General features: G+C 70.4%; 14 protein-coding genes and 1 pseudogene. 4 read left to right on the top strand and 11 right to left on the bottom strand.

Translation table 11 applies throughout. The annotated features are described in order from the left end of the window. Nucleotides 1–10: 10 nt before the first annotated feature. From KY572_RS06115 to KY572_RS06130, 4 genes are all read right to left on the bottom strand, one after another. On the bottom strand, nucleotides 11–763 hold the full coding sequence (locus KY572_RS06115) for a tRNA1(Val) (adenine(37)-N6)-methyltransferase (RefSeq protein ID WP_224241338.1): 753 nt from the start codon (nucleotides 761–763) through the stop codon (nucleotides 11–13). A 54-nt stretch (nucleotides 764–817) separates the two neighbouring features. Continuing rightward, the gene (locus tag KY572_RS06120) at nucleotides 818–1957 is read right to left on the bottom strand and encodes a DUF1015 family protein (RefSeq protein WP_224241340.1); all 1140 of its coding nucleotides are present in this window, start codon (nucleotides 1955–1957) and stop codon (nucleotides 818–820) included. Nucleotides 1958–2027: 70 nt separating this feature from the next. Next, nucleotides 2028–3248 carry a hypothetical protein gene (locus KY572_RS06125; RefSeq protein ID WP_224241342.1) on the bottom strand — a complete coding sequence of 407 codons (1221 nt, stop codon included), beginning with the start codon at nucleotides 3246–3248 and terminating at the stop codon, nucleotides 2028–2030. Between the two features lie 86 nt (nucleotides 3249–3334). Continuing rightward, nucleotides 3335–4540 (bottom strand): 3-phosphoglycerate dehydrogenase family protein, encoded by a 1206-nt coding sequence (locus KY572_RS06130; RefSeq protein ID WP_224241344.1) that lies wholly within the window; start codon nucleotides 4538–4540, stop codon nucleotides 3335–3337. A 168-nt stretch (nucleotides 4541–4708) separates the two neighbouring features. On the opposite strand from KY572_RS06130, the gene KY572_RS06135 reads away from it, so the two are divergent. Continuing rightward, entirely contained in the window at nucleotides 4709–6172 is a 1464-nt protein-coding gene (locus tag KY572_RS06135; protein WP_224241345.1) for a deoxyribodipyrimidine photo-lyase, read from the top strand. A 101-nt stretch (nucleotides 6173–6273) separates the two neighbouring features. Further along, on the top strand, nucleotides 6274–6597 hold the full coding sequence (locus KY572_RS06140) for a polyhydroxyalkanoic acid system family protein (protein WP_224241346.1): 324 nt from the start codon (nucleotides 6274–6276) through the stop codon (nucleotides 6595–6597). Here the strand turns inward: KY572_RS06140 and KY572_RS06145 are convergent. The 6 genes from KY572_RS06145 to KY572_RS06170 form a co-directional block, all read right to left on the bottom strand. Beyond that, nucleotides 6594–8303, bottom strand: a complete 1710-nt coding sequence (locus tag KY572_RS06145) for a CheR family methyltransferase (protein WP_224241347.1) — start codon at nucleotides 8301–8303, stop codon at nucleotides 6594–6596. The genes KY572_RS06140 and KY572_RS06145 overlap by 4 nt on opposite strands. Then, a complete protein-coding gene (locus KY572_RS06150) occupies nucleotides 8297–9289 on the bottom strand; it encodes a chemotaxis protein CheB (RefSeq protein ID WP_224241514.1) in 993 nt (330 codons plus the stop codon). Before KY572_RS06150 ends, KY572_RS06145 begins: the two co-directional genes overlap by 7 nt. 39 nt (nucleotides 9290–9328) lie before the next feature. After that, complete coding sequence (locus KY572_RS06155) at nucleotides 9329–11626, bottom strand: hybrid sensor histidine kinase/response regulator (protein ID WP_224241348.1); 2298 nt, start codon at nucleotides 11624–11626, stop codon at nucleotides 9329–9331. Nucleotides 11627–11688: 62 nt separating this feature from the next. Continuing rightward, nucleotides 11689–12945 carry a methyl-accepting chemotaxis protein gene (locus KY572_RS06160; protein ID WP_224241349.1) on the bottom strand — a complete coding sequence of 419 codons (1257 nt, stop codon included), beginning with the start codon at nucleotides 12943–12945 and terminating at the stop codon, nucleotides 11689–11691. Between the two features lie 5 nt (nucleotides 12946–12950). Then, nucleotides 12951–13322, bottom strand: coding sequence for a Frizzy aggregation protein FrzB (locus KY572_RS06165; RefSeq protein ID WP_224241350.1), 372 nt, complete (start codon nucleotides 13320–13322; stop codon nucleotides 12951–12953). Next, nucleotides 13319–13801, bottom strand: coding sequence for a chemotaxis protein CheW (locus tag KY572_RS06170; protein WP_224241516.1), 483 nt, complete (start codon nucleotides 13799–13801; stop codon nucleotides 13319–13321). The genes KY572_RS06165 and KY572_RS06170 overlap by 4 nt, the downstream gene beginning before the upstream one ends. A 162-nt stretch (nucleotides 13802–13963) precedes the next feature. On the opposite strand from KY572_RS06170, the pseudogene KY572_RS47710 reads away from it, so the two are divergent. Together KY572_RS47710 and KY572_RS06185 are read left to right on the top strand one after the other, a co-directional pair. Continuing rightward, nucleotides 13964–14867, top strand: a pseudogene (locus KY572_RS47710) (response regulator). 241 nt (nucleotides 14868–15108) lie between these two features. After that, nucleotides 15109–20316, top strand: coding sequence for an ELWxxDGT repeat protein (locus KY572_RS06185; RefSeq protein WP_224241353.1), 5208 nt, complete (start codon nucleotides 15109–15111; stop codon nucleotides 20314–20316). A 49-nt stretch (nucleotides 20317–20365) separates the two neighbouring features. Here KY572_RS06185 and KY572_RS06190 read toward each other — a convergent pair whose 3' ends face one another. Continuing rightward, complete coding sequence (locus KY572_RS06190) at nucleotides 20366–21211, bottom strand: hypothetical protein (protein ID WP_224241354.1); 846 nt, start codon at nucleotides 21209–21211, stop codon at nucleotides 20366–20368. Between the last annotated feature and the right edge of the window lies 1 nt (nucleotide 21212).

The raw sequence follows: 21212 nt of genomic DNA on the forward strand, positions 1-21212 counted from the left end.
AGCCGGGCGCTCACTCCACCATGGCGCTCACCTCTTCGGTGAACGCGTGCTCGTCCTCGGCGTGCACCACCAGCGGCGGCAGCACCGTCAGGTCCGCGCGGCCGCCCTTCACCGCGTGCAGCAGCACCAGCTTCGCGGGGCGATCGGCCCGCGGGTGCACCATGCGCGCCGTCTTCGGCTCCAGCCGATGCTCCCGGAGCACCGCCGCCAGCTCCGCGAACCTCGCCGCCGGGAACACCACGCACAGGCCCCCCTTCGGTGCCAGCAGGTACCTGGCCGCGCGAGCCACATCCGGCAGCGCGCACGCCACCTCGTGCCGCGCGATGGCCTTCTCCATCGTCAGGCTGCTGCGCCCCGTCGCGCACGCCCGATAGGGCGGATTGCACAGCACGTGGCTGAAGCTGCCCGCCGCGAACTGCCGGTCCACCTGGCGCAGGTCCCCCTGCACCAGCGTCACCTGCTCCTCGCAGCGGTTGAGGTACACGTTGCGCTCGGCCAGCGAGTAGAGCCTCGGCTGGAGCTCCAGCGCGGTGATGTCCTTGCGCCCCAGCCGCTTCGCCAGCACCAGGGGGATGATGCCGCTGCCGGTGCCCAGGTCCATCAGCCGCCCGCGGTGCGCCCCGCCCTCGTACACCGCGAAGTGCGCCAGCAGGATGGGATCCAGCGAGAACCGGTAGCCCAGCCGCCGCTGGAGCACCTGCACCTCACCGCCACAGATGGCGTCCAGCGTCTCCCCGGGCCCCGGGCGCAGCTCCAGCTGCACCTGCCAAGGCCACTCCAGCAGGGGTTTGGAGGACGGGAGCCGCACCTTGAAAAGCTAAGCCTCGGGGTCCAGGAACAGGAGGCCCGCCGGTGGAAGAGGTTCCACTCTCAGCGTTCGCGAGGGCAGCGTCGCGGCAGCCTCCATCACCGCCCGCACCTCCCAGACCGGCGGAGGGTTGAGGGCAAAGCCTGCCTGGTAGAGCCCCGACTCGACGCCCTGCACCAGTTCCTCCAGCTCCCGCACCGGGAACACCTGCGGGTGCCCCGCCGCCTCCGGCTCCTGGATGCCCAGCACCGTGCGCAGCACCAGGGCGTTGAGCAGCGCCAGATCCAGGCTCCGCAGCGTCGGGTTGCGCGGCGCCGCCTTCAGGTGCGCCAGGTCCAGCCCCTGCCGGAACCGGAGGATCTTCCCCCGCCCCTGCGGCATCACCAGCAGCACCGCGTGGTGCCCCGTGATGAGGGTGGCCAGGCGCTCGCGGGCGGCCCCCAGCCCCCGGGGCGTCGTCAGCGGCTCGTCGAGGTCATAGACGCGTGCGTAGGCCGTGACGAGCTTGAGGAAGGTGTCCTCCTTGAACGTGTCCACCCCCTTGAGGGCCCGGTGGATGGGCTCGAGCTGGAGCCCTGGATCGGACAGCGGCACCACCGCCGCCAGCGTCGGGTGCTCCTCGTCCAGCGCCGCCAGCGGGCGCATGGGCGCCTCGTCCAGCACGCCCTGGATGCGCTTGGAGATCGCCGATGGCTCGATGCGTCGCAGCACCACCCGCGAGCCCCGGAACGCCCCCTGCCACACCACCCCCGCCCGCTCGGCCGCCTCCGCCAGCAGGCCTCGCAGCACGCCGTGATCGTCCGCGGCCAGGGTGACCGCGGGCTCCGCGCACCACGAGCGGGGACGGTAGGGATCGTGCTCGAGCGGCAGCGCGGCGTCAGGCCTCAGCGAGCACAGGAGGAAGCGGACCGGAGGCCCGCTCAGCTTCCCCGCGGGGCCATGCAGCTCCACGACGTAGAGGGCCGGCCGGGGATCGCGCAGGACGGCTCCGGACGCGCGCCACCGGCCCAGCTCGGCGTCCGGGTTGGGCGCCTCGAGCAGCGGCCGGACGTGCGAGGGCTGAGGCACGCCTCGGGACGAGGGCCCGTCCGCTTCGAGGTGGGTCCCCAGGGTGGACAAGAGAGCAGGAAACGGAAGGACTCGAGCCATACGGGAAGAAGGTGGGGTCGCCCTCCCTCCCCTGCCACCACGGCCGCCCGTCCGCTCTCCTGGCGGGCAGCTACCAGTAGCCCTTGTAGGGCTTCTTCTTCGAGCGGTAGCCCACTGTGCCCGAGGGAACGGCCGTGCGATCCACGCTCTCCTCCCACAGCAGGCTCACCGTGGTGATGGCGCCCGCGGAGGCCAGGAAGGAGAGCACGTAGGGCGTGGGCTGATCGAAGCCTCCGAGCACCAGCCCGGACAGCAGCAGCACGGCGGCCCCGACCCCCCCGCCGAAGATGTTGGCGCGCAGGACCTGCCCGGAGGTCGGGCTGTAGCGCATGGTGGCGATGGCCAGCGCTCCGGCGCCGATGCCGGGGGCGATCAGCAATGTGTCCGCCCAGGTCTTCCCCCGGATCTCCGTGCCCGAGAAGTGGATGATGGCCAGCAGCAGCGCGCTGGAGGCCAGTCCCCACGCGGCGCCAGAGGAGATGAGCAGGCCGTGGTTGAGCGGGAGCTGCCCGGTGCCCACGACGGCGGTGAGCCACGCGCCCAGCTCCGCGCCGACGAACGAGGACCACGCCAGCACGTCCCGGTCGTCCGCGAGCAGATCCATGAAGCCGCCCAGGAACATGCCTCCCACGACGGAGTTGGCGATGCCGAAGTAGCTCAGCGGCCGATCCACCCAGTTGTTGAACTGCCACCAGGCGGAGGCGCCGAAGCCCAGGCCCGCGCCGATGAGCGTGCCCGCGAGCATCGCCTCGCGCGAGTCACGGTCGATCTTGAACTCCTGCGCGAAGCCCTGGGTGAAGAGGCCGCCCATGGCGCCCAGGAGCGTGTGGTGGAGGATGAACGTCAGGCTGCCCGGCCCCGACAGGAAGGGGCCCTGGCGAGGACGCCCGTCCAGCATCGCCCCGGTGTCCTCGGGAGGAGGCGGCGGCGTGGGGTTGAAGCCCGGCCGCAGCGGCTCCTGGGGTCGCGTGCGCAGCGACTCCGGCTCGGGAGGCGCCACCGGGGCATCACTCGTCCGGGCCGGGGGCTGGGTGTCCGGCGTGGCCTGGATCGTCGTGGTCCCCTGCTGGGTGCCCTGGGTACCCGAGGTGGACGGGGGCGGTGGCACCGCCTGCTGATCCGCGGGCGTGGGCGCCGGGGCGGGAGGCGCCGTCTGCGCATCCGCGGGAGGCGGGTAGTACGGGGTGACCGGGGGCGGTGAGGATGGCGGGGGCTGTGCCCGCGAGGATCCCGGCAGGATGACGGCGATGACGGCGACGGCGAGAAAGCTCCAGGTTCTCAGGTGTGACACGCAAGCACTCCTCAAGCTCCGGCCTCGTAGCCGCGTACCAGAGCGCAACCGAGGCGCTCTTGCACCGGTTTTTTGCTTCGGTCGGCTCAGGCGCGTAGCTCGACCAGGTCCACGAAGATGATCTCCTCCGCTCGCGAGCGGATACGCTCCAGCATCTCCTCCGGCGGCCTGGAGTCCAGCTGGATCTTGCAGCACGCCGCCTGGGCGCCCTCGAAGATGGTGTTCTCGATCTCCTGGGCGTTGATGCCCGCCTGGCGCACGGCGTCCAGCACGTTGGCCAGCACGCCCACCCGATCGTGGTGGCGCACGATGAGCTGGTAGCGCGCCGGCGTCCTCCCCGCGATGTTCACGCAGTTGGGCACCACGCCCTCGTTGAGGAACCTGTCGACGAGCCGCACCGTCTCCCGCGCGATGGCGTCCTGCGCCTGCTCCGTGGAGGCGCCGATGTGGTGCGTGCCGTAGACGTGGGGCAGCTTGCCCAGCTCGCTGTGGAAGGTGGCCTCGCCGCCCTTGGGCTCGTCCGGGAACACGTCCGTGGCCACGGAGATGCGCCCCCGGCGGGCCTCCTCGAGCAGCGCCTCGTTGTCCACCACGTCCGCGCGGCTCGTGTTGATGAACAGGGCCCCGTCCGGCAGCGCCGCCAGCACCTGCCGGGAGATCAGCCCCTTCGTCTCGGACGAGGCGGGCACGTGCACGCTCAGCACGTCGCTCTGGCGGGCCAGGGCCAGCAGGCTCTCCGCCCGCTCGATGCCCAGCGCCTTCGCCCGCTCGGGGGTGAAGGAGCGCGAGTAACCCACCACCCGCATCCCGAAGCTCAGCGCCCGCTCGGCCACCGCCGCGCCGATGGCGCCCAGGCCCACGATGCCCAGCGTGCGCCCATAGAGGCCCCGCGCCTGGGAGAAGCGCTTCTTGTTCCACACGCCCTGGCGCAGCGAGGCCACGTTGTCCGGGATGTGGCGATCCACCGCCAGCATCAGCCCGAACGTCAGCTCCGCCACCGCGATGGCGTTCTGCCCGGGGCAGTTGGCCACGAACACGCCGTGGGCGCTGGCCGCCTTCACGTCGATGGTGTTCACCCCGGCCCCCGCGCGGATGACCAGGGACAGCCCCCTGGCCACCTCGAACACCCTGGCGGGCACCTCCGTGCTGCGCACCACCAGGATGGAGACGTCCCTGGCGGCCTCCGCCAGCGCGTCGCCCTTGAGCCCGGGCCGGAAGTCGACGGTCAGCCCCAACCCCCGCAGGGAATCGAGGTGGACCTTGGGAAACTCGTCGGCGACCAGGACGCGCATCGAGACACCTCCAGTGGGGACCCGCCGGGCAAGCTAGCCCACTCCCCAGGTCGTCCAGCCCGGTTTATCAGCTGGGATTTCCGGGACGTTCAGAGGCTCGCACTTCCAGGGTTCGACGCGGTGCGACGTGCCGCGACGCGTAGGGCGCTCGCGCATCGGAAGGGCACCATGCCTTCTGGCTTCTCCTGGTCCGAGCTCGATGTCGACTCCTCCCGTGTCCTGGTCGTGAACGAGGCGCCCCTGCCCTCCGGGCGGGACTTCGTCCTCTACTGGTGCATGGTGAACCATCGCGCGGACGAGAACCCCGCGCTCGACGCGGCCATCGCCCTGGGCAACCACCTGAGCCTGCCCGTCGTCGTCTACCAGGCCCTGCGTCCGGACTACCCGCATGCCTCGGACCGGCTCCACGCCTTCGCCCTGGAGGGCCTGGCGGAGCTGCCAGCCGCCTGTGCCCGCCACGGGCTGCCGTACTGGCTCGAGCTGCCTCGCAGCCCCCGGGAGCACCGCCCCCGCCTGGCCGAGCTGGGAAAGCGCGCCGCGGCCATCGTCTCGGACTTGTTCCCCGCCTTCATCATCCCCGGCCACCTGCGCGGCGCGGCGAAGGCGCTGGACGTGCCGCTGTTCGCCGTGGACGCCTCCTGCGTGGTGCCCATGCAGCGCATCACCGAGCCCCAGCTCGGCGCGTACACCCTGCGACCCAAGCTCCGGAAGCTGTGGCCGGAGTACCTGGGCCGCTCCTTCTCCCCTCGCCCGCTGAAGGCCACCCGCGCCGCGAAACAGCTCTCTCCGGACTTCGCCCTCTCGGACGCGAAGGCCCTGCGCAAGGCGCTCGACACCTTCCAGATCGATCACTCGGTGCCCCCCGTGCCCGACGTGCGCGGAGGGCGGGCCGCGGCGCTGAAGACGCTCCAGGCCTTCATCGAGACGCGCCTGGAGGGCTACGACACCGAGCGGAACGATCCCGGCAGGGACCAGCAGTCCGGCCTGTCCCCCTACTTCCACTGGGGCCACCTGTTCCCCGGGGAGGCCGCCCGCACCGTGCTGAAGGCCGGCGGCGAGAAGCACCCGGGCATGCAGTCCTTCCTGGAGGAGCTGCTCGTGCGCCGCGAGCTGGCCTTCAACTACTGCACCCACACCGCCGTGCCCCGTCAGCTCTCCGTGGAGTCCCTGCCCCGCTGGGCCCGCGAGTCCCTGGAGACGCACCGCAAGGACAAGCGCGAGCACCTCTACTCCCTGGAGGAGCTGGACGGGGCGCGCACGGGGGATGGCCTCTGGAACGCGTCCCAGCGCGAGCTGCGCGAGCGCGGCCGCATCCACAACTACCTGCGCATGCTCTGGGGCAAGAAGATCCTCGAGTGGAGCCCCACCCCCGCCGAGGCGCTCCAGCGCATGGCCCACCTCAACGATCGCTACGCCCTGGACGGGCGGGATCCGGCCAGCGTGGCCAACTTCATGTGGGTGCTCGGGCTGCACGACCGGCCCTTCCAGGAGCGGAAGGTGCTCGGCAAGGTGCGTCCGATGAGCTCGCTGCGAACGGCCGAGAAGTTCGACCTGGGGCCCTACCTGGAGCGGTGGGCCCGACCGGGGGATGCCCCCGTGAAGCTCCCTCGCCGCCGGAATCCGAAGAAGTAGCAGGGCTGTTGACTTCCGCGCTTCCGGGGATCACTCGGCGGTTCCCTTCCAGCCGCTTCATCACTAAACCGGCGGAACAGCTACCCCGATCAGGAGCCAGTATGGGCACGATGAAGTTCGAGGTCTTCCACACCCTGCAGAAGGACGAGGCGAAGAAGCGCGTCGAGCAGCTCCTCCACTACTGGGGCACCAAGTACGGCGTGAAGTCCGACTGGGCCGGCGATGGCGCGAAGCTCAACGGCAAGGTGATGGGCATCAACCTGGATGCCTCCTTCGTCATCACCGACAAGGCCATCCAGGGCGAGGGCACCGACCCGGGGCTGCTGCTGCGCGGCCAGGCCAAGGCCTACCTGCAGAAGAAGTTCGCCTCGGTGCTCGACCCGGCCAAGAGCCTGGCCGACATCAAGGGCGACATGGACAGCTAGTGTCCGTCTTCCTCCAGCGCCGCCAGCGCGTAGCGCGCCACCCGGGCAATCGCCTCCGGTGAGTCCGGGATGTCCGGGTAGTGGCCCGCCAGCGGGCGCTGGGGGAAGCGCAGCTGCGCGATGGCGTTGCGGTAGCTGCGCCGCGCGCCCTCGCGATCCTTCGTGCGCTCCTGCACCTGCGCCAGCAGGTAGTGGCCGATGGCCAGCGTGGGCTCCAGGAAGAGCGCCTTGCTCAGCTCGGAGCGCGCCTCGGCCAGCTGGCCCGCCTGCAGCGCCGCCACCCCGCCGAAGACGCGCGCCTCCACGCACAGGGGCTCTCTCGCGAGCGCTTGCGCGAAGGCCTCTCGCGCCTCGTTGATGCGGCCGGTGAGCGAGTGGAGGTTGCCCAGCGTCAGCAGCGCGTCCAGGTGCCCCGGCTCGTCCACCAGCAGCTTCTCCACCTCGCGGATCGCCGCCGGGAAGTCGCTCTGCATCATCTTCCGCATCGCCTGGTTGAGCCGCTCGGCGGGCGGCAGCGCCTTGGCGCCCCCGGGCACCTCCGTGGTGCGCATCACCCGCGGCTCGGCCGAGCCCACCGGGGGCATCTCCAGCGTCAGGCGCGCTGGACGGGGAGGATCGTACAGGCTCTTGCTCTCGGAGCCGGCGCCCTGCTTCGCGTTGGCGGCCAGCCGCTCCCGGATGGAGTTCAGCGCATCGGCCGGAGACACCGCGGGCTTGGGGCCCCCCGCGCTGGCGGTGGTCTCCGGTGGGCGCGGACGCGGCGGCAGCCCGGAGCTCGGCATCGGCACCGGCGTCGTCAGCGGTATCGCCGTCCCACCCGCCGGAGTCGTCGACGGCTGCGGAATGGGCGGCAGCGTCGGCCGGGCCTTCGGATCCGCCACCGGGCGCCGGTATACGAACGCCCCGTCCACCTCGATCATCTCGAAGCGGTCATAGACCTTGAAGAGGCTCTCCGAGTAGCCCAGGAACAGCAGCCCGCCCGGACGCAGCGCGTTCAGGAACCGGTCCATCAGGCCGCGGATGGTGGGCAGATCGAAGTAGATGATGACGTTGCGGCAGAGGATGAGGTCCAGCGAGCCCGGCGCCACCATGCCGTCGAAGGTGGGCGCGGCGAGGTTCAACCCCTCGAAGCGCACGTACTCCCGGATGCCGGGCTGCACCTCCAGCCCCTCCTCCACCGGCTTGAAGAAGCGCTCGAGCCGCTCCGAGGCGATGTTGCCCGCGCGCCGCACCGAGAAGCGCCCCTGCCGGGCGGCCTCCACCGCCGCCAGGTTCAGGTCCGTGGCCCAGACGTCCACCTCCATGGACAGCGCGCCCAGCTCCGACATCACCATGGCCACGCTGTAGGGCTCCTCGCCCGTGGCGCACCCGGCGGACCAGATGAAGACCTTGCGCATCTCCCGCCGCGCCTTCGCCAGCAGCTGCGGGAGGATGAAGCGCTCCAGCGCCCGGAACTGCTTCGGGTCCCGGAAGAACTCCGTGTGCCCCACCGTCACCAGCGGCAAGAGCGCGCGCAGCTCCTGCTCGCCGCCCACCTCGCGGAGCCGCTGCACGTAGGCCTCCGGATCGGTGACGCCCACCGCGGGCATGCGGGTGGACAGCGCCAGCCGGAGGCTGTGGAACCCGTCGGGCGTGATCTTCAGACCGGCCCGCTCCAGCAGGAGGGCGGCGAGCTGCTGCAGGGCCTTCTGGCTCACATTCAGCACGTCTCCACCCACTCGAGGAGGGTTGGTCCAATCCTATCCAGGGCGAGGACTTCCTCCGCCGCGCCGATCTGCACCGCCTCACGTGGCATGCCGTAGACGGCACACGTCTCCGCGTTCTGCGCGATGGTCCTCCCGCCACGCTCGCGGATCTCCTTCAGCCCCCGCGCCCCGTCACGCCCCATCCCCGTGAGGATGACCCCGATGCACCGGCGCCCGAACGCCTCCGCCGCCGAGGATAGCAGCAGATCGCACGAGGGCCGGAACCCGCGCACCGGCGGCCGGCCATCCAGCACCAGCTTCCCATCCGAGCGCACCAGCATGTGCGCGCCCGAGGGGGCGATGTACACCGAGCCCGGCTCCATCATCTGCTCGTGCGTGGCCTCCAGCACTCGCAGTGGTGTCTCCGTGGACAGCCAGTGCGCCAGCCCCTCGGTGAAGCCGTCGCTGATGTGCTGGCAGATGGCCACCGGCGCCGGGAACTTCTTGGGGATGACGCGGAGCACCTGGGAGATGGCCTTGGGCCCGCCCAGCGACGCGGCGATGGCCACCAGCGGGAAGGGAGCCTCCGGGCCCTCGTGGGCCCCCAGCCGCTTGAGCTTGCCCTGGACGTGGCGCACCACGCGCACCTGCGCCAGCATCGTCAGCCGCCGCGCGATGGAGTGCCAGTACTCCGGGCCAGGCGCCGGCGTGCGCTCCATCACGTCCAGCGCGCCCAGCGCCAGCGCCCGGAAGGCCTCCTCGCGCGACAGTTGCTTCGGATCCAGCGCGAGGATGGGCGTGGGGCGCTCCGCCATGATGCGCTCGATGGCGTCCAGGGCATCCACCGAGGTGAGATCCATGAGGACCACGTCGGGGCTCTGCGCCTGCACCACCTCCAGGGCGTCGATGAAGGCGCACTCCCCCGCGCTCGTCAGGGAGTCACTGTCGAAGAGGTTGCGGGCCATGAGGCGGAGCCCTCCGCCCACGAGCAGCACGCGATATGACAGCCCTGAAGTGATGCGCACGCGGTCCCCTTCAACTGCCCGTCACGTCAACCGCTCGATGGTCTGGGCGAGGCTCTCCACACCTAGCTCGCCCTTGACGAGGTAGCCGTCCGCCCCCGCCTCCAGGCCGCGCCGCTTGTCCTCCGGAGAGGCCAGCGAGGACAGGATGATGACGGGGATGCGAGCCACGGCGGGGGTCGTCTTCAGCCTCCGGGTGAGCGAGAAGCCATCCATCTTTGGCATCTGCACGTCGGTGAGGATCAAATCATACGAATTGATCTGCACCTTCGAGTAGGCCTCCTCGCCGTCCTGCGCCTCCTCCACCGAGTGGCCGAGCGCCTTGACCAGCGCGCCTTCGGTGGCCCGGGCGATGGGCGAGTCGTCCACCAGCAGCACCCGCAGCCGCTTGGAGGACTGCTGCTGGGTGACGGGGCGCGCCATGCGACGCACCTCGGTCATGATGTCCGGCACGTGGCACAGCACGGCGATGCGCCCGTCCTCCAGCGCCGCGGTGCCGGCGATGAAGGGCGCGCCCTTGAGGAAGTCCCCGCCGCACGGCTTGACGGCCACCTCGCGCTCGTCCACGAAGCCGTCCACCACCAGCGCCGCGTTGTCCTCGCCGTGGCGGACCACCACCGCGGGCGGCTTGTCCATGCGGTTGCCGCCGTTGACGCCCAGCAGCGGCCCCATGGCCACCAGCGCGATGGGCTTGCCGCGGTGCTTGATCGCGATGGTGCCGAACACCTCCATCCGATCCTCGGGCTTCACGCGCGTCACCGCCACCACGTCCGCCGCGGGGATGCCGTACACGTCGTCCCCCAGGCGCACCAGGAGGACCTTCATCAGCGCCAGCGACTGGGGCAGGCGCAGCGTGATGGTGGTGCCACGGCCGATGCGGCTGGAGACCCCCACCGAGCCGCCCAGCGTCTCCACCTTCCGCTTCACCACGTCCATGCCCACGCCGCGGCCGGAGATCTCGCTGACCTGATCGCGCGTGGAGAAGCCGGGGCGGAAGATGAGATCGACGGCCTCGCGCTCGGACAGCGCGACGGCCTGGGCCTGGGTGATGAGGTGCCGGCTGACGGCCACGGCCTTCAGCCGCTCGGGATCGATGCCGCGGCCGTCATCCTCCACCTGGATGTGGAGCATGTCGCCGTCGGCGCGCACGCGGATGCGGACCTTGCCCGCGGCGGCCTTGCCGAGCTGCTGGCGGGCCTCCGGGGACTCCAGGCCGTGATCCACCGCGTTGCGCAGCAGGTGCACCAGCGCGTCGCGCACATCCGCGAGCATGGAGCGATCCACGCCCAGGTCGGCGTTCTCGACGACGAGGTCCACCTCCTTGCCCTGGTTGCGCGCCAGCTCGCGCACCGCCCGGGGGAAGGCGTCGAAGACGGTGGACAGCGGCACCAGCCGGGCCTCGGCCACCCCGTCCGCCATCTTGGCCAGGTTGCCGTGCAGGATGTTGATGCCGTCGTCATTGCGCCGCAGGAAGCGGAACGCGTCGTCCCGCAGCATGTGCAGATCGCTCTCGATGCCCTCCAGCATCGTCCGCAGATCCGGAGAGAGGGTCAGCTCGTCGCTCAGCCGCAGGAAGCGGTCGCTCAGGCGCGAGAAGCGCTCGAACAGGTGGGCGGTCTCCTGGGCCCGGAGCCGACCCCGGGCGCTCTCCACGAGCAGATCGCCCGAGAGCACGCCCAGCGCGTCGAGCACCTCGACGTTCACCCGGATGCTGCGGTCGGCGATGGCCGGCTTCGCGCTCGGCGCGGCCGGAGCCTCTTCCTCGGCCCGCGGCGGGGCCGAAGCCTGGGCGGGCGCGGTGGCCGGAGCCTGGGCTGGAGCCGCCGGACGCGGAGCCTGGGCCGCCATCGTGGCGGCGGGTGCGGCCGGAGCCGGTGCCGCGGGCGCGGGGGCAGGCTTCGCGGCGGGCGCGGCCTTCCCACTGAGGGTCGGCGCCGGGTGGCCGGAAGCGGCCGCCAGCGCCTGGACCATCTCCTCGCTGGTGGGAGTGCCCGTGTGCGCGGCTGGCAGATCCTCGATCAGATCCGACAGCACGTCGCATGCGCGCAGGAGCAGGTCCGTGGCCACCTCGGTGGCCGTCTTGCCTTCGCGCTCGGCGCGCAGTACGTCCTCCGCGGCGTGCGCCAGCTGGCCGATGGCGGCGAGCCCCAACATGCGGGCCTCGCCCTTCATCGTGTGCAGCTCGCGCGCCACGTCGTCCGCCGCCTGCTCAGCGGTCTCCTTCTCGAGGTCGAGGACCCCGAGCTGGATCTTCTGCAGCCGGTCGGCGGTGACCTCCTGGAACTTCTTCAGGAGGGATTTCTTGAGGGCCTCGGTATCCATGGCCGGCAGTGCTCCGGGGGGCTTGGGCGAGCGGGGGAGCCCGCCTCACCCTCCGGTCGGTCCTAGTCCGCCTTGAAGCGCTTGATGAGCTCCGCCAGACGACCCGCCAGCTGCGACAGCTCGGCCGAGGCGCCCGTGGCCTGCTTCGAAGCCTGCGTCGTCTGCCGCGTCACGTCCTCGATCTCCGCCATGGACGCCACCACCTGCTCGGTGGCCGTGCGCTGCTGCTGCGTGGCGAGGTTGATGACGCGCGCCGCGTCGCTGGTCTCCTGGACACCGGCGAGGATGCCCTCGACGGCCTGCGCGGCCACGGCGCCCAGCTTCTCGCCGGACTCGGTGGCCACCTTGGAGGCCTCCGCCGCGCTGCCCGCGTTGGCCGTGGCCTCGCGGATCTCGGTGATGAGGCTCTTGATCTCCTTGGTGGAGTCCAGGACGTTCTCGGCCAGCCGCCGCATCTCCGCCGCGACGATGGAGAAGCCCTTGCCGGCCTCACCGGCGCGGCTGCCCTCGAGCGCCGCGTTGAGCGCCAGCAGGTCCGAGCGGTCGGCGATCTCGTCGATCACCTCCACCACCGTGCCGATGCGCTCCACGCGCTTGGACAGCTTGGCGATGGAGTCCGCCACGGCGATGCCGTCGCTGCGGATCTGCTGCATGGCCTGGATGAACTCGGCGATGGCGCCGCGGCCCGCGCGCGCCGCGCCCAGCGTCTCCTCGGCCACGCGAGCCACCGCGCCCGCGTTCTCGGCGATCTGCGCCGAGGCGTGCTTGAGCTCCTCCATGGTCGCCGTCGTCTCGTGGATGGCGGCGGCCTGTTCAGTGGAGGACGTCTCGTGCTGCGTGGAGGCGGCCAGCACCTGGTTGGCGGACGAGGACAGGCGCAGCGCCGCCTCGTTGATCTCGCGCACGAAGGTGCGCAGCGTCTCGATCACCTTGCCGAAGCCCTCGAGCAGCGGGGCCAGCTGGGGATCTTCCGTCGTGGTGTTCCAGCGCGACAGGTCTCCCTCGCGCACCAGGGCGATGAGGGCGTCCAGCGCCTGATCGATCTCCTGGGCCGCGACCTGCTTGCGGTGCTCGGAGTCCGAGAAGCGCTCGAGGACCTGGTTGAACAGGGTGGCGACCTCCGCCATCTCGCCGCTGACGATCTCCGAGGCCACGCGGGCCTGGAGGTTGCCGGCCAGCACCGACTTGAGCGTGTCGGACAGGGGCTTGAGGGACGGGGCGTTCCCGTTGGCCGAAGTCTTCGCCGCGCTCTTGGTCGCCGCGGGCTTCTTCGCGCCACGGGCCTTGGTCGGCTTGTCGTTGGTGGTGTCCAGGGCCATTGCTGTCAGTGCCTTCCTTGCGTCTTAGCGGTTTCGACCAGATCGATGAGCAACACGAGGCGGGCCTGATCCAGGCACGCACCGATGGTAAAGCGGGCGGCGTTCACGGCGGGCGGCAGCCGGCGGAGATCCCCGACGGGGATGGGGCGCACGCCCCGCACAACATCCACCTTGAGGTGGGACTCTCCCTCCTCGGTGGAGAACACGAGTGCCCGCCTGCCGTGCTTGAGCTCCCCCAGCTCCACCCGGGAGAGATCCTCCGGCAGCGAGCGTTCGATGCGCAGCACCTGCGAGGCGTCCGTGCCATAGAGGTGCTCGCCGACCTCGAAGAAGAGGATGTCCACCTCCTCCTCGACGGACGTCTGTTCGTCCATCATCGCGACACCGCCCGCTGCCGCGCCGTCTGGAGCAGCTTGGAGAAGTTGAGCAGGTTGATGGTCTCCTCGGCGGTGGGCCCGGCGACGACCCCCAGCATGTGCTCGGTGGCGGCGTCCGCGCCCATGGGCGGCGGGAGGATGTCGGAGACGAGGATCTTCCGCAGCCCCAGCACCGTGTCCGCCACCACGCCGGCCACGTAGCTGCCGCTGACGCCCACGAAGATGCGCGTGCGGGGCATGATGCGCGCCTCGCCCTTGGCCAGGAAGCGCAGCAGATCAATCACCGGCAGCACCTCGCCGCGGTGGCCGGTGACGCCCAGCAGGAACGAGGGGGCCCGCGGCAGCGGCGTGAGCAGCCCCGCGCGGAGCACCTCGAGCACGTTCTCGCTGGGCACACCGAGGCGCAGGTCTCCTACACGGAAGCAGAAGAACTCTTGCTCGGGCCGGGCCTGAGCTGCGATGGCACGGTCCGGCGCGATGCGGAGCGCTCGTTGGAGGGGAGTCGAAGTCAAGGCGCCAAAGTATCCGGAGGCGATCAAAACGGGTCAAGGGGACTTGCTCGGTCGCCTGCCTGCATGCCGTTTCGATGGTCCCCCAAGCCTCAACAGTGTAGGGTTGCTTCAGGATTCTTGAGGAGGCAGATGTCCCGAGTACTGGTCATCGACGACAGCCCGATGCTGGTCGAGCTCACCGTGCGGGCGCTCAGCGCGGCTGGTTACCAGGCGAGCGGCGCCATGGATCTGGCCAGCCTCGAGCAGAAGCTCGCGGAGGGGCCGTTCGCGCTGATCCTGATGGACGTCAACATGCCGGAGATGTTCGGTGACGACGTCGTCGAGTACCTGCGGACCCAGAAGAAGGTCACCGCCAAGCTGGTGCTCTACTCGGACATCTCCGAGCAGGAGCTGGCCACGAAGGTTCGGACCTCGGGAGCGGACGGCTACATCCTCAAGGGCGGCGGCCTGGAGGCGGTGCTCGAGGGGGTCATCAAGCTGATCGGCTCTCCCGCCCTCACCGCGACGCCTCCGGTCTCCTCCCCTCCTCCACCGGCGCCGGTCCCCTCGGAGCCCCCCGCCGCCTCGCCAGCTCCGGCCGCCAGCGGCTCGCCCGCGCCCTCCCTGGCCCCGGCCACCGGGAGCCTGGCGGCCGCGAAGACGGGGGGGGCGCAAGCCGCGCATCCTCATCGTGGATGACAGCGAGATGACGGCGCAGATCATCGCGGCGGACCTGCTCACCAAGGGCTTCGAGGTCCACGTCGCGGACACGGCCGACAAGGCGACGAAGATCATCCTCAAGAAGCAGACGCGCCCGGATCTGGTGCTGCTGGACGTGCGGATGCCGAACGTGAACGGCGAGCAGTTCTGCCGGTTCATCAAGAGCAACAGCCTGTTCCGCGGCATCAAGGTGCTGCTGTGTTCGGGAGAGAACGTCGAGGAGCTGCAGCGCATCTGCCGCGAGGCCGGCGCGGACGGCTACGTCCCCAAGGACGCGGTGATGAGCAGCCTGGTGGCCAAGGAGCTCGGCCCCGCTCCCGCTCCCCAGGAGTAGCCCCTGTCGGGGAATGTATGACCCGCTGAGTGACGCACTGCCATTTGCGGTTGGCGGTGCCGCGGTCGCACTCCCAGCGAGAAACGCACTGCCAGCATGGCGTAGCTGCTCCCGCGGTGGAATGGCGCCCCATTGATTCCGCGCCCCGTGTCCGGAGATGGTGCCGCCGTCCCGTGGGCATGTTCACTATGCCGCAAAGGTCCGCGCGCTGAGCGCTCCTGGGACACTCACAGGGGATGCGATGAGACTCGAGCGGCGGCTGGCCTGGCTGGCCTGGGTATGGATTGTGGTGGGAGGGTGCGGAGGCCCGGAGTCCCCCCGGAGTGGCTCGGAGCAGGCGGCCCGAGGCGCCGCGCAGGCCCTGGCGAGCCTGCCGACGCCCGTGCTCGTCAAGGACATCTGGCCCGGCAACCTCGCCTCGAATCCCGGCGTCCTCACGAACGTCAACGGCACGCTCTTCTTCGCGGCGGATGACGGCGTCAACGGAGTGGAGCTGTGGAAGAGCGACGGCACCGATGCTGGCACCGTGCTCGTCAAGGACATCCGCCCGGGTGCCCTCGGCTCGGACCTGAGGGACTTCGCGAGCGTGAACGGCACGCTCTTCTTCTCCGCCAACAGCTCGGGCTTCGGGCCGGAGTTGTGGAAGAGCGACGGCACCGCCGCGGGCACGGTGTTCATCAAGAGCTTCTCCTACGTCAGCTCCTTCACCGTGGTGAACGGGACGACCTTCTTCGTGGGCGGCGACGGCACCCGAGGCATCGAGCTGTGGAAGACGGACGGCACCACCGCGGGCACGGTGCTCGTCCGGGACATCCGCTCCGGCTCCCTGGCCTCCTACCCGTCCGAGCTGACCGCGATGAACGGCGTGCTCTACTTCCGCGCCAACGATGGCACCAACGGGGAGGAGCTGTGGCGGAGCGACGGCACCACCGCGGGCACGTACCTCGTCAGGGACCTCGAGTCCGATGTGAATGCCGGCGGTCCCGACAACCTGCTCGCGGTGAACGGCAGGCTGTTCTTCAATGCCCGTGCCCCCACGCTCGGCTACGAGCTGTGGACGAGCGACGGCACCAGCGGAGGTACCGTCCTCTTCAAGGACATCGTCCCGGGCAACCTCAGCGGGGATCCCATCAAGCTGACAGCCTTCGGTAACGGGTTCTTCTTCACCACCACCAACGCCACGGGCGGCTATGAGCTGTGGAAGAGCGACGGCACCGCCGCCGGCACCGCGCGCTTCGGGACCTTCCGCGTGAAGGGCACCTACCCCGCCACGGACCTCATCAACGTGCAGGGCACGCTCTACTTCGTGAGCGACGAGGGCACCCACTACGCCCTGTGGAAGAGCGATGGCACCCTGGCGGGCACCGTCCGCATGAAGGACTTCGAGCCCAGTGTCATTGCCCTGGGGAGTCTGACTGCATCCGGGAGCCGGCTCTTCTTCTACACCATCGGAGGGACAGAGCCGGGCCCCCCGCTCTGGGTGAGCGACGGCACGGAGGCGGGCACCCGGCCCGTCCGGACCTTGCGGATCGCCAGTCCGCTGGCGGATGTGGGGGGAAAGGTGTTCGTCTCCGCCACTGATGGCGGGCTCGACGGCTTCGAGCTGTGGAAGAGCGACGGCACCGACGCGGGAACGGTGCAGGTCAAGAACATCCGGACCACGCCAGGCTCCTCCACGCCGGGGGCCCTCTACGGCGTGAATGGCACGGTGTACTTCACGGCCACCGAGGGCGTTCATGGCCGCGAGCTGTGGAAGACGGACGGGACGGAGACGGGCACTGTCTTCATCCGGGACATCAACACGCGCGATCCCACGTCGTACTATGAGTCCACGCCGCGAGAGTTCATCGCGAAGGACGAGAACACGATCTTCTTCAACGCCGTGGAGGACAACCTCGGCAGGGAGCTGTGGAAGACGGATGGCACGGCGGCAGGAACGACGCTCGTCCGGAACATCGCCTCCAGCTCCAGCAGCTCGTCTCCGGAGCGCCTCACGATCGTGAACGGCACGCTCTTCTTCCGAGCGACGGATAGCAGCACGGGCTACGAGTTGTGGAAGAGCGACGGCACTACCGCCGGCACCGTGATCGTCAAGGACATCTGGTCCGGCTTCAGCAGCTCCAACGCGACCAACCTCACGGAGTTCAACGGCACCCTCCTCTTCTCCGCGAACAACGGGAGCATCGAGGCGCTGTGGAAGAGCGATGGCACCTCGGCCGGCACCGTCCTGCTGAAGGACTTCTCCTCGGTCCCCTCCAACTTCACCCGGGTGGGCAGCACCCTGTTCCTCTCCGCCGCCCAGAGCGCGACTGGCACCGAGCTGTGGAAGAGCGATGGCACCGCCACCGGCACCGTGCTCGTCAAGGACATCCGTTCCGGCTCCACCAGCTCCCAGCCTGGCAACCTCACCGAGGTCAACGGGACGCTCTTCTTCACGGCCGACAACGGCACCCAGGGTCGGGAGCTGTGGAAGAGCGACGGCACCGCCACCGGCACCGTGCTCGTCAAGGACATCGCCCCGGGCGCGACGGCCTCCAGCCCGACGGCCCTGGTGAACTTCAATGGCACGCTCCTCTTCGCGGCCAATGATGGCGCCAGCGGCGTGGAGCTGTGGCGCAGCGATGGCACGGAGGCCGGCACGTGGCGCGTGCGGGACATCCGCCCTGGCGCCACGGGCTCCGCCGTGTCGCGGCTCGTGGTGGCGGACGGGGTGCTCTACTTCGTCGCGGATGACGGCGCCACCGGCAGCGAGCTCTGGCGGAGTGACGGCACGGAGGCGGGGACCATGCTCGTCGCCGACCTGGCTCCGGGCGCCGCCGCTTCTGCGCCGGACCTGCTCACCCCTGTCGGGGCGACGCTCTATTGGGTGGCGGAGGACGGGGTGCACGGCCGCGAGCTGTGGCGGCTGCAGGCGGTCGCGGACACGACGCCTCCGGTGGTGACGTGCCCCGCGGGCAGCACCGCCGAGGCCACGGGCGCGTCGGGCGCCACGGTGACGTATCCGCCGGCCACGGCGACGGATGATCAGACGACGGCGCCGGTGCTGAGCTACAGCCACCCCAGCGGGGGCGTGTTCCCGCTCGGGGTGACGACGGTCACCGTCACCGCGACGGACGAGGCGGGCAACGGCGCCACGTGCAACTTCACCATCACCGTGCGGGACACCACCGCGCCCGCGCTCACCTGTCCCTCCGACGTGACGGTGGACGCGCAAGACACGGAGGGCGCCACGGTGACGTACCCGCCGGCCACCGCCTCGGATGCGGTGTCCACGCCGCAGGTGACGTACAGCCAGGGCTCGGGCACTCGCTTCGGCGTGGGCACCACCGTCGTCACCGCCACCGCGATGGATGGGGCGAACAACACCTCGACGTGCGCGTTCAACGTCATCGTCCGGCTCCCTTCGCCGCCCACCGCCACCTGCCCGGCGGACGTGACGGCCGAGGCCACCAGCGCGAGTGGCGCCGTGGTGAGCTACCCGCCTGCCACGGGCACGGGCCCGGCGCCTGTGTCGGTGAGCTACAGCGGGGCTTCGGGCACGGAGTTCCCTCTGGGCACCACCTCCGTCACCGCCACCGTGACGGACGGGCTGGGCCGCACCGCTTCGTGCAGCTTCGCCGTCCTCGTGCGTGACACGACGCCTCCGGCCGTGTCGTGCCCGGCGAACGTCACCGTGGAGGCCACGGGGGCCGAGGGTGCGAGCGTCACCTATTCCTCCGCGACCGCGTCGGATGCCGTCACGGCTTCGCCCTCGCTGACCTACAGCCACGCGAGCGGTGCTTCCTTCCCGCTGGGTTCCACGACTGTGACGGCCACGGCCAAGGATGGCGCGGAGAACAGCGCCACCTGCTCCTTCACCGTCACGGTGCGAGACACCACTGCCCCCGTGCTCACCTGCCCGGCGAATCTCACCGTGGAGGCCACCAGCGATCAGGGTGCGAATGTGAGCTATCCGCCCGCCTCCGCCACCGACGCCGTGTCCTCTCCGGAGGTGACGTACAGCCTGCTGTCGGGCACCACCTTCGGTCTCGGCGTGACGCGCGTCACGGTGACCGCCACGGATGGCGCCGCCAACAGCGCCACCTGCGAGTTCCTCGTCACCGTGCGAGACAACACTGCCCCCGTGCTCACCTGCCCGGCGAACCTCAACGTGGAGGCCACCAGCGCCCAGGGCGCGGCAGTGAGCTATCCGCCCGCCTCCGCGACCGACGCCGTGTCGTCCCCGGAGGTGACCTACAGCCAGCTGTCGGGCACCACCTTCGGTCTCGGCGTGACGCGCGTCACGGTGACCGCGAAGGATGGCGCCGCCAACAGCGCCACCTGCGAGTTCCTCGTCACCGTGCGAGACACCACCGCGCCCGTGCTCACCTGTCCGGCGGACGTGGTGGTCGAGGCCACCAGCGACCAGGGCGCCGCGGTGGACTTCCCGAGCGCCAGCGCCACGGACGCCGTCACCGCGTCGCTGGTGCCCACGTATAGCCACGCGCGCGGCGCCACCTTCCCGCTCGGCGTGACGAACGTGACGGCTTCTGTCTCGGACGCGGCAGGCAACACGGGCACGTGCGGCTTCACTGTCACCGTGCGCGACACGAGTGCGCCCGTGCTCACCTGCCCGGCGGACGTGACGGCCGAGGCCACCAGCGCGCAGGGCTCCTCCGTGGAGTTCCCCCCCGCCTCGGCGCGGGACACCACCTCCATGATGGACGTGACGTACAGCCACGCCTCGGGCTCCACCTTCGCGCTCGGCGCCACGCTCGTCACGGCCACGGCCTCGGACTCCGCGGGCAACACGGCCTCGTGCACCTTCACCATCACCGTGCGAGACACCACTCCGCCCGAGCTGGGATGCCCGGCTCCGCTCATCGCGGAAGCCCAGTCCTCGACGGGCGCGGACGTCGTCTTCTCCTCGGCCGCACCGCGTGATGCCGTGACGCTCGCGCCCACCGTCTCGCTCAGCCATGCGCCGGGCAGCCGCTTCCCGCTCGGAATGACGGAGGTCCAGGTGTCCGCCGCCGATGAAGCCGGCAACTCCCGCACCTGCTCCTTCACCGTCACGGTCCGCGACACCACCTCGCCCACCCTCACCTGCCCGGCCGACGTGAAGGTGACAACGCCCTCCCAGGAGGGAACAACCGTGACCTACGCGCCCGCCTCCGCCTCGGACGCGGTGTCCCCGGTGGCTCCGGCCTACAGCCAGCCGTCCGGAACGTCCTTCGCGGCCGGCACCACGCCCGTCACCGTCACCGCCACCGACGAGGCGGGCAACGCGTCCTCCTGCACCTTCCAGGTGGTGGTCGAGGTGAGCTCTCCGGTGGTGGTGGAGCCTCCTCCCGAGAGCCTCGGCTGCTCCTGCGGCGCGGGCTCGAGCGGCCCGCAGAGCCTGGGCTGGGGCGCGCTGCTGATGCTCGCGTGGGCCACGGCCCGCCGTCGTCTCGGTCGGGAGGACTGAGCGGAGTGCACCCGGAGGGCGCTCGGGTCACTCCCTCTCGGCGGGGAAGTCAGTCACCGCGGTCTTCCCCGCCCACCATCCTGGCCTCGTCGGCGTAGCCACAGGAGCCCTCCTTGATCAGCTGGGGCTTGCCCTCCTTGAGGCTGATGCCGTCCTTCCCGATGGAGACCACCACCTTGGCCTTCCACGCCTTGAAGTAGTCGCCGGCCGGGGAGCACGGCGGGTCTCCATAGTCGAGGCTGGAGACCAATCGCTCCCCCTCGACCGTGAATGCCTCGAGCCTCGTCGCATCGCTCGGGCCATCGTGCACCTGGGACTCCACCAGCTTCCGCGTCTTGGAGTCGATGAGCAGGTAGACCGTCTTCACGGTGAAGTAGGAGCGCGCGAAGTCCCCCGCCTCGTCCCAGCTGTAGTGGAAGGCCAGACCCGCGAGCACCTTCCCCTTCTGAGCCACGCGCTGCGCCCCTTTCAGTTCCCAGAGGACGGGCTCATCCGCGGGATCGCGGGTGACTTCCTCTCCCTGTGGGCACTCCAGGGCCGGCGTCTCCTTGCCAGGCTTGTACTTCACGGTCCGGGTGTAGACGTCCGCGTAGAGCGTCTGGAAGATGCGCAGCGGCTCCGCCACCTTCTCCTTGGGGCAGAGCCCCAAAGCCACGATGAAGAACCCGGGCTTCAGCCCCTCCACCCTGGCGCTCTCCAGCACCACGGGCTTCACTACGTAGATGTCCTCGAGCGCCTTCAAATAAGCGTCGAGTCCTTCCTGCTGTTGCTCGGCCTCCTCCCGCGTCTTCCCTCCAGACCAGACGATCAGCTCGGCTTCCCCCGGCTGTCCCGCTGGCGCGGTGGGCGGAGCGGCATCCACCGACCTGCCCACGAGCCCCAGCACCAGTCCCACC

Origin of the sequence: Hyalangium gracile (assembly GCF_020103725.1) — a bacterium.
GTDB lineage: Bacteria > Myxococcota > Myxococcia > Myxococcales > Myxococcaceae > Hyalangium > Hyalangium gracile.